The 14772-nt window shown below is 42.3% G+C and carries 11 protein-coding genes and 1 pseudogene; 6 read left to right on the top strand and 6 right to left on the bottom strand.

Annotation, left to right across the window (positions count from 1 at the left end):
- Positions 1 to 14 precede the first annotated feature (14 nt).
- Positions 15 to 710, bottom strand: coding sequence for a CPBP family intramembrane glutamic endopeptidase (locus MgSA37_RS08015; protein ID WP_096351061.1), 696 nt, complete (start codon positions 708 to 710; stop codon positions 15 to 17).
- 302 nt (positions 711 to 1012) lie between these two features.
- Positions 1013 to 2593 carry an alpha-amylase family glycosyl hydrolase gene (locus tag MgSA37_RS08010; protein ID WP_096351060.1) on the bottom strand — a complete coding sequence of 527 codons (1581 nt, stop codon included), beginning with the start codon at positions 2591 to 2593 and terminating at the stop codon, positions 1013 to 1015.
- A gap of 519 nt (positions 2594 to 3112) precedes the next feature.
- Between MgSA37_RS08010 and MgSA37_RS08005 the strand changes: the two genes are divergently transcribed.
- From MgSA37_RS08005 to MgSA37_RS07995, 3 genes are all read left to right on the top strand, one after another.
- Positions 3113 to 3913: an alpha/beta hydrolase gene (locus tag MgSA37_RS08005; protein WP_096357336.1), complete on the top strand. Its 801-nt coding sequence runs from the start codon at positions 3113 to 3115 to the stop codon at positions 3911 to 3913.
- Between the two features lie 421 nt (positions 3914 to 4334).
- The gene (locus MgSA37_RS08000) at positions 4335 to 4787 is read left to right on the top strand and encodes a 3-oxoacyl-ACP synthase (RefSeq protein ID WP_096351058.1); all 453 of its coding nucleotides are present in this window, start codon (positions 4335 to 4337) and stop codon (positions 4785 to 4787) included.
- Between the two features lie 126 nt (positions 4788 to 4913).
- Positions 4914 to 5309: an RNA recognition motif domain-containing protein gene (locus MgSA37_RS07995; RefSeq protein ID WP_096351057.1), complete on the top strand. Its 396-nt coding sequence runs from the start codon at positions 4914 to 4916 to the stop codon at positions 5307 to 5309.
- Between the two features lie 121 nt (positions 5310 to 5430).
- Here MgSA37_RS07995 and MgSA37_RS07990 read toward each other — a convergent pair whose 3' ends face one another.
- The 3 genes from MgSA37_RS07990 to MgSA37_RS07980 are packed head-to-tail and all read right to left on the bottom strand — an operon-like array spanning position 5431 to position 11212.
- A complete protein-coding gene (locus tag MgSA37_RS07990; RefSeq protein WP_096351055.1) occupies positions 5431 to 6555 on the bottom strand; it encodes an efflux RND transporter periplasmic adaptor subunit in 1125 nt (374 codons plus the stop codon).
- The gene (locus MgSA37_RS07985) at positions 6536 to 9793 is read right to left on the bottom strand and encodes an efflux RND transporter permease subunit (RefSeq protein WP_096351054.1); all 3258 of its coding nucleotides are present in this window, start codon (positions 9791 to 9793) and stop codon (positions 6536 to 6538) included. The genes MgSA37_RS07990 and MgSA37_RS07985 overlap by 20 nt, the downstream gene beginning before the upstream one ends.
- Positions 9794 to 9808: 15 nt before the next feature.
- Positions 9809 to 11212 carry a TolC family protein gene (locus MgSA37_RS07980; RefSeq protein WP_096351052.1) on the bottom strand — a complete coding sequence of 468 codons (1404 nt, stop codon included), beginning with the start codon at positions 11210 to 11212 and terminating at the stop codon, positions 9809 to 9811.
- A gap of 366 nt (positions 11213 to 11578) precedes the next feature.
- Here MgSA37_RS07980 and MgSA37_RS07975 point away from each other — a divergent pair, with 366 nt between their 5' ends.
- The 3 genes and pseudogenes from MgSA37_RS07975 to MgSA37_RS07965 all read left to right on the top strand — a co-directional run bounded on the left by MgSA37_RS07975 (position 11579) and on the right by MgSA37_RS07965 (position 13409).
- Positions 11579 to 11803: a hypothetical protein gene (locus MgSA37_RS07975; protein WP_096351049.1), complete on the top strand. Its 225-nt coding sequence runs from the start codon at positions 11579 to 11581 to the stop codon at positions 11801 to 11803.
- 146 nt (positions 11804 to 11949) lie between these two features.
- Positions 11950 to 12123, top strand: a pseudogene (locus tag MgSA37_RS29700) (type II toxin-antitoxin system PemK/MazF family toxin); the annotation flags it as partial.
- 62 nt (positions 12124 to 12185) lie between these two features.
- Complete coding sequence (locus MgSA37_RS07965) at positions 12186 to 13409, top strand: glycosyl hydrolase family 8 (RefSeq protein WP_157750492.1); 1224 nt, start codon at positions 12186 to 12188, stop codon at positions 13407 to 13409.
- A 33-nt stretch (positions 13410 to 13442) separates the two neighbouring features.
- Here the strand turns inward: MgSA37_RS07965 and MgSA37_RS07960 are convergent, their stop codons facing one another.
- Positions 13443 to 14744 (bottom strand): flavin monoamine oxidase family protein, encoded by a 1302-nt coding sequence (locus MgSA37_RS07960; protein ID WP_096351046.1) that lies wholly within the window; start codon positions 14742 to 14744, stop codon positions 13443 to 13445.
- Positions 14745 to 14772: the final 28 nt, after the last annotated feature.

Below are 14772 nucleotides of genomic sequence, written 5' to 3'. Positions count from 1 at the left end.
TGACTTTCCTAAAGTTAATTACTGGATTCATTGTTTGAAAAAGAATAAGTGTTTTCAGTTTTAAATAAAGGTCCAGCGACATTTAAAAACTTTCGATTAATAATAATGCAAACTGCAACAAATATTGTTATAGAGAAAAATACTGCTACAACGTAATAGTGTGTACCAAATAAACCCAGCAAATCCCGGCGATTTGCAGGCAGAAACAAAAACAACATCGCGATACTGTTTATGGTGGTATGAATAATTATTCCAGGAATAACTGACTGTGTTTTGTAATAAACCCAGCCAATAAACAATCCAGCTAAAAAAGCCGGTATTGCTTGCCATGGATTTAAGTGCAGCGCACCAAAAAGAGTAGCAGAAATCAGAATTGCTGTATATGGCGTGTAATTTTTTAATAAGCCCCTGAGAATAATTCCACGGCATAAAATCTCCTCCAGAATTGGAGCTGCAATAACTACATTTATAATAGAAAATATCTCCTTCGTAAATGATTCCTCAAAGACTTTCTGAGCCCATTTTGGCATCGGAATCCACGAAGAGGTGTGCTCAAGCGGGATAACCAAAGCTAATGCTCCAATTATAAGTATCGGTACCAACCATACAGGTGTTCCAATAAAACTAATTTTGGAGAAATGCCCATTTTGTTTTTTACTTTTTCTTATTGTGTATATAATTACGGTTAAATGCGTAACAATGTTTTGCAATAAAAATAGTACTGATTTTAAAATTGGCCATCTGATGAATGTTGAACTAAGTGCGATCAGGCAGACAGTAGCAGGGATACTTATGACAATCGTATATAAAATATAAACAAAAATATTTTAATGGTAGATTTTAAGTCAGGGTAGTAAATCTCCCGGGTTGATTCTGTACCCATTGATTCCGGTACAGATATTTCTTGTGATTTAGCTGGATCCATTAACCAATAATACGAACAATATCGACGTATTTCAGTTAAGTCGGACATTATTTATTTATCTATGGCAGGTAGTTTTTACCGGATCTTTTACATTCCTATCACCTCAATTCCATAAACAGGTAAGGTTAATGTAATATTGTTATTCACCATGCCTGGTTTAGCGGCGCCATATAAAACTTTCAGCATGCCGGTTTTGCCCTCTCCGGCAATAGTTACAGTTTCAGGTTTATCCGATAGATTTACGGCCACAACAACTTTTTTATTTCCTTCATACCGCATAAAGGTAAACACATCATCCTTATCGCTTTTTAGCGTTTTATAAGCTCCATTAGATATTACAGGGTTCGCTTTCCGTATGGCTATCATTTTACGGTAGCAGTTCCAGAGGGAATTTGAGTCGTTTTGTTGCTCTTCAAGTGAAATGCCATCATCCGCCACCTCGTTATTAAATCTGTTCCGCCATGGCCCCTTTTCTTTATACCAAACAGCCATTCCTGTTCCCCTATCGCTTTTGTACCACTCAAAAGCCGAGCGGTTAGGTATATCATTGGCATCTGTGGCGCCAAGTGCTGCATTGGTGCCGCTCATCCCTAATTCCTGCCCGTAATAAATGGAAGGGATGCCGCCAAGCAACAGGTTTAGTGCAGCGCCGATCTTTAAATGCCCGGTATCTCCATTTACGCCATAACTAAATCGCGGGGTATCATGGTTCTCAATAAATACAACCTGCTGTTTATTTGCCGGGGTAAGCATAAAAGTTGAATCGGCGGCGGCGGCTATCTGGTCTTTTTTAAAAGTCCTGATGGCAAAGGCCAGCCTGAATGCAAATACCCTGTCGACGCCGCCATTTGCAAAATAGTCCGTCCCTATAGATCCCCAGTTGGCCTGTTCAGCGATGATCTTCAATTTGGGGTTAACTATCCGCAGTTTGCTTAATAAAGGCCGCCAAAACCGGGCAAACAAACCGGGAAGTTTATTGTCAAGGTTGTCCATCATATGGTCAAGCCTGAAACCATCCACACCATCATCAAACTTTCCGTCGCCGTTCGGGTCCACCCAAAACCTAAACAAGCGATAGTTATATGCCAGTACTTTTGGGCTGTATAAATTTACGGTGGTTATTTTGCGGTAAACGCTGTCATATCCTAATAGCCCCTTCAGATTGAATACAATGGATGATGGTGTACTATGCGCTTTATCATCGTACAAAATATAGTCGCTGAAGGGCGATTTAAGATTATTTACGCCATCTTTCCACCAAATGTGATCTTCGGTAACGTACTGGGTTTCCATGTCCATATAAAACTTCATACCGCGGCGGTGCAGGTCTTTTATCAGTAATAAATAATCGTGCATTGTGCCATAGGCAGGGTCGATCTTTTTGAAATCCGACGCAAAATAATTATGATAAAATACCGATTCATACAATGGCGTAAGCAAAACAGCCGTCACTCCCAGGCTTTGCAGGTAGTCAAGTTTCTGACGGATGCCGGTTAGATCGCCCTGCAGATCTCCATTACTATCGTAAAAACTTCGCTGAAATATATGATAAATGATCTCCTCCCGGCCTTGATCAGCAGCTTTAGCCTTAGGTATTGTGCCGGCAATTGTTGTTGAAAAACAAAGCGACAAAAACAAAATCACGGGCAAGGGGATGGCAGTCCTCATAAAAGGGTTGGTTTATAAACCAAAGTAACCTATCATTAAAGGATAAAAAAATGTCTATCTTAATTTAATTATGGCGCATTTTATCTTCCGGTAAAACCTGATTTAAATCATATAAATTAAAATCAAACTGGTTGGCGAAGTTAATATACGCCAATATTCTGCCAATATTATCGTAATAAAACCTGATAAGAATTTGTTACTTCGCAGGATTTTGTTTTGCACCTATACGCTTCAAAACAGTTTAGCACATGACGACAAGAAAGAACGCTATTTTAATGATTCCCCTGGCCCTATCCCTGTCATCCATGGGTATTTATGCTCAAAACGTTCAAACGACCGGATATGCCTGTCACTTTTCTTTTTGGGAATGACAGCCGGCTGAAAGTATTCAAATCAAACCTGACCATCAAACTAAAAACAGAAATCATAAAATATATACAGGATCATTAGCACCAGGAAAACCTTTGTTGAATTTCTTCAGGGCAAAGCGAGAAAGATACCGTGTTAGAAAAATTAATTATGCCAGCATTTAAAACTTTAGAAATATCAAACCCCAACTTCGAAAACAATAATTTACGCTTTATAACAGTAAAAACCCCCCATCTTAAAGGGCGCGGCGATATCTGCGTTTATGTTCCACCCGGGACAAGTGCCGGTGATACATTACCCATAGTGATATTACTGCATGGGATGTACGGCAGCGCCTGGAGTTGGGCCTATGGCGCCGGAATACATTTAAAGGTGAACGAGATGATCCAAAACGGAGAATTGCCACCGATGATCATTGCTATGCCGTCAGACGGGCTTTGGGGTGATGGGTCGGCGTTTTTGCCGTTAAATGGTTTTAATTTTGAAAAATGGATAGCAGAAGATGTACCCGGGGCCTTACGCGAATGTATCAACGGCGCAAAAAAAAGTTCGCCGCTTTTCATCTCAGGCTTATCAATGGGCGGCTTTGGGGCATTGCGGATCGGCGCAAAATATGGCACACAATTCAGGGCCATATCGGGCCATTCTTCAATAACAAGTTTACCCCAGATAAAGTTCTTCGCCGAAGAGCCCTTAAAAAGCTATGCCCAGAACGACATCATTGACGAAGATGTATTTGAAACATTTTTACATTACCGGGGGCAACTCCCGCCACTGCGTTTTGATTGCGGAACCGATGACCTGTTGATCAACTATAACCGCATACTGCACAAAAAGATGGTAAAAGAAGGCATACCCCATCATTTTGAAGAACATAAGGGTGGTCATGAATGGGCATACTGGTCAAAGCATATCATTTCCTCACTAAAATTTTTCGCTGCCTGTATGTAAGTGCCAGGGGTGGCTTGCCGGCGATCAATTGCAAAATACACGTGTTGCAGGCTCATTATGATGCAGTTACCCCATCCTGAAAAGTAACAATTGAGTTACAAAACAGCGTTAAAAAAATTAACTATGAAAAAATTTATCATTAAATGGTCAATTTTTTGCATTCGTTAAAACTTATCGGCGGTTTCGTGCGTTATGAGTTGTATAAATGCGTCCCGCATTTATAATTGTGATAAGGTTTAGGTTGAAAGCCCCCAAGCAGCGAGTGTAAGGGGGCTTTTATTTGGCTGGAGTTTAGAGACTGGAGATTAGAGACTAGTATTGATATGCTAACACCCTGAAGTAATTCTTACTGCATTGTTCTCTAACTTTCCAACACCTCATCACTAATCTCCAATCACTAATCTCTATCTTTACCCCTCCCATGATCGAACTAAAAAAACAATTGTATAACCAGTGCCTTGAATATGTGCAAAGCCGTTTGGATGCTGCTCAATTAGCTATAAATGAGGCGCAAACGGCGTCGAACAATGACACCAAAAGCAGCGCCGGCGATAAGTATGAAACCGGCAGGGAAATGGCACAGCAGGAGGCCAACCGCAATATGGGCCAGCTAAAAGAAGCCAATAAATTAAAAATTGCATTGAACAGGATCAGCCCCAACAATATTGCTGACACCGTTGATACAGGCAGCCTGGTGCTCACTGATATGGCCAATTTTTACATCGCTATAAGTGCAGGTACACTTAAAGTTAACAACAGTGAATATGTTGCGGTTTCGCCGTTTTCGCCCATCGGAACAAAGCTTAAAGGGTTAAAAGCAGGGGATAAATTTAATTTAAATGAAAAAAATTACCTGGTAAAACAGGTTTATTAAACATTTTTTAAAACATTTATCAGTAATTTGCATTTTGTAACATTAATCATCAAATATCTATTACTATATTTGATGATAATAAAAGCATGCAGGCAAAAAGGACTTGCACTTATAAATTAAATTTTAATGAACATATTCGCAGGAAGCCTTCCCTTTTCATTAGAGGAAGCTGATTTAAGAGAGCTTTTCGAAGCTTATGGTGAAGTAAGCACCGTAAAATTAATTAATGACCGTGAAACAGGGAGAAGCAAAGGCTTTGGCTTTGTTGAGATGCCTGATGATGAAAGCGCTCAAAAAGCAATCACTGAACTAAACGGCTTTAGCGTTAAAGGCAGAACAATTGCTGTAAGCCAGGCTGAAGAAAAAAAGCCAGGCGGTGACCGCAGAGGCGGTGGCGGCGGCTACGGTGGTGGAAACCGTGGTGGCGGCGGCGGCTATGGCGGCGGCGGAAATCGTGGTGGCAGCGGTGGTGGCGGTGGCTACTCAAGAGACAACAATCGTGGCGGCGGTAGCCGTTACTAATTCATAAAGATATTTAAAACAGGCCTTATCAAAGGATAAGGCCTGTTTTTAGTATTTTAATTGCAGGGTAGAAACACTATTCACCCTGATTTTTTATTTTGTTAAAGTGGCATCGGGCTACTCAATAACTTACAGCCGATCCGTCCCTGATCTCGTCCGAAGCTTTTTTAACCACCTGGTCGCCTTTTTCCAAATTGCCGTAAATTTCCATCACATCACCGGTTTGAACACCTTTTTTAACTTCAACCCACCGGGCCCTGTGGTTAACTACTTTTATAACGAAAACTTTTTCGGTTGAAGTTACCACCGCCGTTTTTGGCACAAAAAGCGTGCTGTCATGACTCGGCAGGGGAACATTTACGTCGGCATACATGTGGGGTAAAAGTTTATGATCGGTATTGTAAACATCCATTTCAAGTCTCTCCGACCGTAATTTCTCATCCAGCGCCCCGGCAAGCCTTTTAATCTGCGCTGTAAACTGGCGGTTTGGCAATGCCTGCACCGTAAAACTCACTTTGTTTTTATCACTTAACCCGCCTGTATAATTCTCAGGCACCGAAACCACTAAACGCATCCTGTACTGATCCTGCAAAACGAGCAGGGGATCAGTTCCCTTGCCACCTGGGCCAACATAAGCGCCCGTATTTACATTACGCGCGGAAATTACCCCATCAAACGGCGCCCGTATTTCCAGGTAATTTAAATTGGCAGCCATTTCTTTATAGGATGATTTGGCAGCCTCTACGTTTGCCAGGTCGGAGTTCTTTTTGGCATCAGCTTGTTCCAGGTCATTCTGCGAAACTGTACCGGGGATCTTGCTTGTATTGTATAACCTGTCATAAGTTGCTTTGCTGGCATAATAAATGGCTTCCATTTGTTTAACATGCGACTCGGCCTGGGCCAGCTGCGAATTAATTTCAGGGGCTTCAAGCGTTACCAGCAACTGCCCCTGGTGCACCTGAGAGCCGATATCGACCCAAAGTTTTTTCACATAGCTATTCACCTTGGCATACAGGTCGACCTGTTGGTAAGGCAGTAATTCACCTGGCACAGAAATATTTGCCTGCAGTTTACCTTTATTTACCATTGCAAGTTCAACCGCAGGGCTGTCTATGGCATCCTCCTGTTTTATGGTTTGCGCCTGCGCGTCCTTTTCCTTTTTATCAGGCCCGCATGAGCTAATAAAAACTGCGCTTACCGCTAAAATAGTTAAAGCGGAATAAAATTTATTTTTCGTGATGTTCATGATGGTGCAAAGGGACATAAAATTTACTTTCTTTATCTTCAGGGTCTAATGAAACAGAATCAGTTGAGGCTTTGCCTTGTACCCAGGCAAAAACCAGCGGCAATATCAGTAAAGCGGCAAAGGTTGATGCAAACAACCCTCCTATTACAGCGCGGCCAAGCGGCGAAGTCTGGTCGCCACCCTCACCAATCCCGGAGGCCATCGGTATCATACCAACAATCATTGCCAAACTTGTCATCAATATCGGCCTTAAACGCAATGCCGCCGCCTCACGCGCAGATTTAAGGGCATCGCCGTTGTGTTTTCTTAATTCTTCGGCATTGGTTATCAACAATACCGCATTGGAAATGGATACCCCCACGGACATGATCATACCCATGTATGACTGCAGGTTTAAGGTGGCGCCGGTTATTTTCACCAGGAACAAAGATCCAAACAATACAGCCGGCACGGTTGATAAAACAACCAGCGACATTTTAAATGATTGAAAATTTGCAGCCAGCATCAGGAAGATAACGATGATTGCCACTATTAAACCCGTTTGCAAACTATCCAGGGTGTCTGTAAGGGTTTGGCTCAGTCCGCGCGTCGCTACGGTAAGCCCGCGCGGCATTTTGCCCAGCGATGCAATGGCTTTCTGCACGTCGGTTGCGGCCGTTCCAAGGTCTTTTTTGTACAAGTTAGCGGTAACGGTAAGTATTGGTACGGCGCCGATGTCATCATCTTCCCCATTTGTGGTACCAACCTTTATATCTGCCACGTCGCCTAAAACCGGCCGTGGGCTACCCGTCATTACCGGGATTTCCCGCACATCATTTAAGCTGGCCATCTGGTATTCAGGAATCTCCACCTGTACTGCGTAGCTTAAGCCTGCTTTAGTATCAAGCCATACATTTTTTTCGGTGTACCTGGATGATGAGGTGGATGCCACCAGCGACCGGGAAACATCGTTTACGCTAACGCCAAGCTCAGCCGCACGCACCCTGTCAATGTTAATGTTAATGGAGGGGTATTTAAATGACTGGCCTATCTGCACATCCCGCAAATAATCTATTTTCTTTAGTTTATCCAGCACTTTAAATGCCATCTTGATGTTTTGAGGTTTATTTTTACTGGCTATAACCACCTCGATAGGCGTTGGCGAGCCCTGGCTTAATATTTTATCAGTTAATTCGATGGGCTCAAAAGAAAGCTGCACATTTGGTAGTTTTTTCCGCATTTCTATGCGGAAACGTTCTTTCAGGTCGTCCAGGTTAACTTTATAATCTTCCTTCAGGTTTACCTGCATAACGGCCTCCTGCGGGCCGGCCATAAATAAATAGATGGGGCTGGTTGAAAACAAACCGGGGTGCATACCAACCAGCGCCGAGGTAACATCAATATTTTGTTTACCAACTATGCCGGCTAATATCTTGCGTGCCTCTACAGTATACAATTCCGTCCGCTCAAAACGGGTACCGTCCGGGGCACGTAACCTTACCTGGAAAGTGCCTGAGTTTACTTTTGGCAATACGTCGCGCCCTATGATGTTAAAAAGTAAAAATGCAAGGCCAATAGCTACCACAATATACAATGAAACCACCCATTTTCTGTTGGGCATCATCCAATCCATCCAATGCAGGTAGCGAAGCCTGAATTTATCAAAACGGGTGAGTTTTTTACCCTCGCCACCCATGGCGTTTTTTATGGCAAGTTCCTTTTGCTCCCAGGGAGCGCCTTCATCCTCCAGGGCAAAACCGTCATCGTGGCTTTTATCTTCATGCTCATTTTTCATTACCCAGTTAGCCATTACCGGCACAAAGGTTTGTGCAAGCAGGTATGAAGTGATCATGGAGAAACCAATTGCCAGTGATAATGGCAGGAATAATGCACCCGGTATCCCGGTCATGGTAAACGCAGGCGCAAATACCGCGAGGATACAAAACAGGATCAATAATTTAGGGAACGCTATTTCCTTACAGGCATCCCAGATAGCCAATGCTTTTGGCTTACCCATATCAAAATGCTGGTGAATATTTTCGATCGTGACGGTGGATTCATCAACCAAAATACCAATAGCGAGGGAAAGCCCGCTGAGTGTCATGATATTGATGGTTTGATGAAAAAGGTACAGGAAAAATATCCCTGATATGATACAGGTGGGAATGGTCAGTATCACAATCATGGCTCCGCGCCTGTCGCCAAGAAACAATAACACCATTAAACCGGTCAGCACTGCGCCTATCGCGCCTTCTTCGGCTAAGCTTTTCACGGCGTTGATCACGTAAACTGATTGATCAAATACATAGGAGAGCTTAACATCTTCAGGCAATAGCGACTGGAACCGCGGGATAGCCTTTTTTAAATTTTGTACTACCTCCCAGGTTGAAGCATCTGCAGATTTGGTGATTGGCAGGTAAACCGAACGTTTGCCGTTTACCAGGGCATAGCTGGTGGTGATATCTGCGCCATCCTCAACGGTTGCCACATCCTTCATAAACACCGTTTGTACCCCGTTTTTATATAAAGGGATGTCGCCAAAGTCCTTTATATTTTTAATAGTAGTATTTGATGGGGCAAGGTAGTTATAATCGCCAATGCGCACGTTCCCGGCAGGATTATTCTGGTTATTATCACGCAAAGCCGCCACTACCTGGTCGGCCGTTAAACTATGCGATCGTAACAAATCAGGGTTAATTTTGATCACAACGGTCCGAACGTTGCCACCAAAAGGAGCCGGTGCAACCAGGCCGGGGATTGACGTAAATGAAGACCTGATATAAATATTAGCCATATCAAGCAACTCATTATTACTTCGGGTAGGGCTTGACAGTACCAACTGCCCTACCGGGAGCGTGGATGCATCAAAACGTAAAATAAACGGCGGTTGTGAACCAGGCGGAAAAGAAGCCTGGGCCCGGTTGGTATAGGCCGTCACCTCCGCTGCGGCCTGGGCCATATTAACGCCTTCGTAAAAAGTAAGTTTAATCAGGGTTAAGCCACTGATATTCCTGGTTTCAATGCTTTTAACACCCGATACAAATAACAATAAGTTAACATAATTCTTTCCAAAATAAGCCTCCATCTGGTCGGGAGTATACCCGCCATATGGGTGTGAAACATAAATTACCGGGAGGTTAAGATCGGGGAAGATATCGATCTTAATACTTCGTACGGCATTTATCCCAAAGAAAAACAACCCGGCCACAATAACCAAAATGGTAATTGGCCTTTGCAGCGCACCTTTAATCAGCCCCATTATTTATAATTTGTGTTAAAAGTTATTAATAAATATCCCAAAATCGCCGGTTGCAGCGGCTTTATACAGCAACGCCTGCCACACGTTGTTTTTAACAATGTAGTTATCCACTTCCGCCCGGTTGAGCACATAAAGCGCCTGCGTAAAATCAACAATATTAGCCAGCCCGTTTTGGTATAAAGCATATTTTTGCCTGTAGGCATCTGTCGCCGCCCTGACTTCTTCAGGCGATTCGCGGAAATTTTTCATGGCGTTGCTTATTCTTGTTTCGGCCAACGCCTGCTGGTCAGTAAGTTGCTGGCTAACCAGGTTGTATTCTTCCTGGTATTGCGCCGAAGTATATTTTTGCGATTTAACCTGGTAATGCACCCTTAACGGGTTGGTTATGTTCCAAACCAGGCCCACGCCAAATAAGTAATTAAAACGGGTTGGATCAGCCCCGGCACCATAACTACTGCTGTAAGACCCCAAATTTGAACTACTGTAACCTGAATTAAAGCCTGATCCCCTCCCCTGGTAAACCCCAAACAAGGTAAAAGTGGGGTAACTAAATGTGTTTAAATACTTTGCCTCTTCATCGCTCACATTAATACGATTTTGATAATAACGCAATGTAGGGTGATCGACAAGGTTAACCTGTGCCTGCAGATCAATGTTTAAAGGCGCCTTAGTAACAAAAGTGCTATCCAGGTTAAAATTTTGCGGCGCTATGCCCAGGTACCGGGCCAGTTGGTTGCTTTGTTCAGCTTCAGTTTCTTTCGCATTGGTAAGGGCTATCCTGGCGTTTGATACCTCGGCATTTGCCTGTGAAGAATCTACCCCGGGGTTTAGTCCATTCTTTACACGGGCAACCACCACTTTTTGCAGGTCGATCGCCCGGTTAAGGTTATCTTCCTGGGCTTTGCTCAATTGCTGGGCGGCCAGTAAATTCAGATAGGTACTTGCAACTCGAACCTGGTGCTGAAATTGCTCCTGTACCAGGTCGGTTTCATTCAGGTTGACTGTCGACTTTTGTACTTTAACCTTTTCAACCGCTTTTCCAAAGGAGAAAAAATCCCAGCTTACGTTACTGAGGTAAAGAGAGCCGAAAGCTGCATTCCAATTCTGTGTATTTGTTATCGGGCCCGATGACGCTACACTTAACCCCTTATACCCATAAAGAGGGCCAAACTGAGAATTTACAGTTCCGTAATCCTGCTGGGCAGAAATATTTACATCCGGCAACTGTTCTGTTTTGGTTTCAGTAAGGTATGCTTTTGAGGCATTTAACTGGTTAGTTTTTGCCTTAATAGAACCATAATTTGCAAGTGCTATTTGCTCAGCTTCTTTTAGTCCCAAAACCTTTTGCTGGCTTTGCGCTTCTAAAAAAGTGGAGGTTAACAAAACTATGATGAAAAACTTAACATTCTTTTTTAACATACGTTGTAGTTCTGAGATGAGCAAAATTAAAACTTGCAGGTGTATAAATGACACAATCAAAAGTATTATAACTGTTACTTAATAAAAAGCTATTAAGCCTGCTTATAAATAATATGGCTATTCAATAGAAAAAATGGCTTAAAACACAGCTCTGTATCAATCAATTATAGGAAACCACAAACAAACATACTACATTAATTATAAAATTATATATTGGCACCGTATTGAAAAAAATGATTTAGAAATGAGATTTGGGGATTGCCATGAATAATACATTATGTTAAAAACAGGGATTAATTGAAAAAGCAATGCCTATTTAATTAATCCGTTTTTTATTTTAATTATATTTGTATAAACGTGTTAGTTATGACCAAAGAAGTAATCATTCAAAAAACAGTAAGAACGTTAAAATCGTTACCTGCTGAAAAGGCAGAAGAGATTTCCGATTTCGCCGAATACGTTTTTAAAAAACACGAAGAAAATATGTTAAAAAATGGGATTGAAAGTTTGATTGAACAATCACAAGCCTTTCAATTTTTAAATGACGAGGAAGATCTTTATTCCGTTGAAGACATAAAGGAAAAACACTAATGCCAAAGGGGACCATTGTACTTATCCCATTCCCGTTTACCAATTTGGCCGGCAATAAATTAAGACCCGCGCTAATTCTTGCGGAGATGCCGCTTGACGTAACGGTGTCATTTATTACTACCTAACTTCAATGGCAGGAACCCACTGATATTTTATTACAACCCAGTTTATCAAATGGTATTAAGAAAACGTCGCTGGTCCGATTAAGTAAAATAGCGACGATTGATAAAATATTAGTTAAAGGAAAAATTGGATTGATTGATAACAGCCAGATCACTGACCTGAATCAAAAGCTGAAAATGATTTTTCAAATACCTTAATGTTATCGACCAATATATTTGATGTTGGTACTCCGGAAAAAAAAGATTGATTTGAGATGAAAATGAATAAGATCGTATTATTTTCAACCTTATTTTTATTTGTTAATCACCTGCAGGCACAAAACTTTCAAAGGCCGTTCCCACAGCACAACAAATATTTTACTGGCAGTATAAAACCGGATCACATCTCTCAAACTCAATTGGATAATTCTGTAACAGGTTTTTATACGCAGTGGAAGAAACGTTATATAAAAACACTTCCCGGCAATACCGAAAGTTATGTTTGGTTCGGGGGCAAGGACGGCAAACGATGCGTATCGGAAGGGCAGGGATACGGGATGGTCATCACGGCATTAATGGCAGGCTTTGACCCTACGGCAAAAACCACTTATGATAACTTATACCGGTACTTTAAGTCGTATCCGGATAAAAGGAGTAAGTATTTAATGGCATGGGCGCAATATACCAATGGCAAAAGTGCAGATGGAACATCAGCCACCGACGGCGATATGGATATTGCCTACTCATTGTTGCTTGCCGATAAACAATGGGGCAGCAAGGGGCCAATTAATTACCTGCAGTCAGCCAAACAAATGATCGCTGAAATAATGAAGCTTGATATCAATCATCAAACCTGGTCGATCTTATTGTGTGATGGCATAGAATCAGAAAGCCGGGATTATTTTGATACGAGATCGTCTGACTTTATGCCATCACACTTTAAAGCATTTGCACGGGCTACGCATGATAACAGGTGGAATAAAGTGATTGATAAAAATTACAGTCTGTTTTCAAACCTTCAAAACAAATACAGCCCGGAGGCTGGTCTTTTACCCGATTTTATTGTAGCGATCAATAAAAACCCCAGGCCGGCATCTTCTCACTTCCTCGAATCGCCGTACGATGGCTACTATAATTATAATGCCTGCCGTGATCCATGGCGTATTGGTTTGGATTATCTTTTATCGGGAGATGTTCGTTCAAAAAAAATGGTGACCAAAATAAACCGCTGGATAAGGGAAACAACCAATAATGATACCTACAACCTGGCAGCAGGTTATACGCTGGCCGGCACTGATATCAAAACAAGGAATTTTGAAGCGCTTAGTTTTATAGCCCCTTTTGCCGTTTCTGCTGCTGTCGACTCAAAAAACCAGCTATGGTTAAACAAAGTTTGGGATTATATGATCGCTTTTAAAATGAAGGATTTTGACTATTACGATAATACGATCAAACTGATGGATATGATCATCGTTTCAGGGAATTATTGGCGTGCGGTTGATTGAGTTGATTAAGTGAGTGGTTGAGTAAGTTTAGCATCATGTGATCATCTTTTTCGCCACTTCCTCCCCGCTCGTTAATGCCGCTTCCACCGTTCCCATTGCAGCGCCATCATATAGATATTCACCTGCAAAAAAAAGCGTATTACCGACAGGCTGCTTCAATATTTCGCGAAAAGCTGCAGCATTAACGGTATCATAGGCGTAAGACCCCATCGTAAACGGATCATGGGTCCAGTTTACAATGCGGGATGCAACCAGCTTTGCTTTTAGTTCTTCGATGTTCCTTTTAAATATATTGCTTAACGATTGCAACGATTGTCGTAAAATTTCCCTATCCGGAACATCTTTCTTAGCCGCAGCTGGCGGGCCACCTAACCAGCCGGTTATTACCGGGCTTTGTTGAGGTGTCTGTGTCCACCAGGTGGGGATCTCTTCATCGGATAATAAAAAACTCATATTTTCCAGGCTCCTGCCTGCCAACGCTTCCGTTTGTTTGTCTGTCCAAAAAGGCTCATCAAATTCAAGCAGAATTTTAATGATAGCGCCGAAGCCCATATGATTAATAACGTCCATTTGTACGGGGATGGATGGATTAAAAGTTATCGCCCCAAATTGATCTTTATCAGCCTGTAAAACACCTAAAGGCAAAGCGATAATTAGTTGCCCTGCTTCGTAAACGGTACCATTATCCGTAGTTGCTTTTACGTTGCCGGGTTCCCAATAAACTTCCTTTACAATCGAATTCAAAACAATGTTGCCTCCGGCATTTCTTATTTTGCCCTCCAAATAATCAACCATTTTTACATAACCGCCATTAACCCGGTACTGTGCTTCTTCGTCATCATTCAACCATTCATTTCGCAATGCAAAAGTGCTGGCCTTATCCGGGTCTGCTGAATCATACCCGGCCGCGAATTGGCGTACCGACAGCTTTAGTTCATTAAACTCATCACCGGCAAATTCTTTATCCAGAAATTGATTAATGCTAATATCTTCGTCGATGGTTTGGAGTTTTTGCATCAACATGTCCCATCCTTCAAAACCCCCATCATTATCAAATTTCCCGTTTTTATAATGCACCATTTCGCCATAGGCTGGATGGTATGCTATTCCCGCCTCCTTCAACAAACTTAGCGTTACCGGCAGGTCACCATGGATAAATTCGGCGCCAAGTTCTGTATCCTTTAAAAACCCGCCCGGGTTAATAGTGTGAATACGCCCCCCGCAACGATCGCGGGCTTCCAGCAATAGTACCTTTCTGCCCGCTTTAGTCAGCTTACAGGCGGCCATAAGCCCCGTGGCGCCCGCGCCGGCAATTAAAACGTCCACCTTATTCATAATGCAGGTAAAAACAGTAAACTGACAT

Source organism: Mucilaginibacter gotjawali (assembly GCF_002355435.1).
Lineage (GTDB): Bacteria > Bacteroidota > Bacteroidia > Sphingobacteriales > Sphingobacteriaceae > Mucilaginibacter > Mucilaginibacter gotjawali.
Note: the sequence above shows the minus strand (reverse complement) of the source record. Positions and strands in the feature narration are given on the sequence as shown.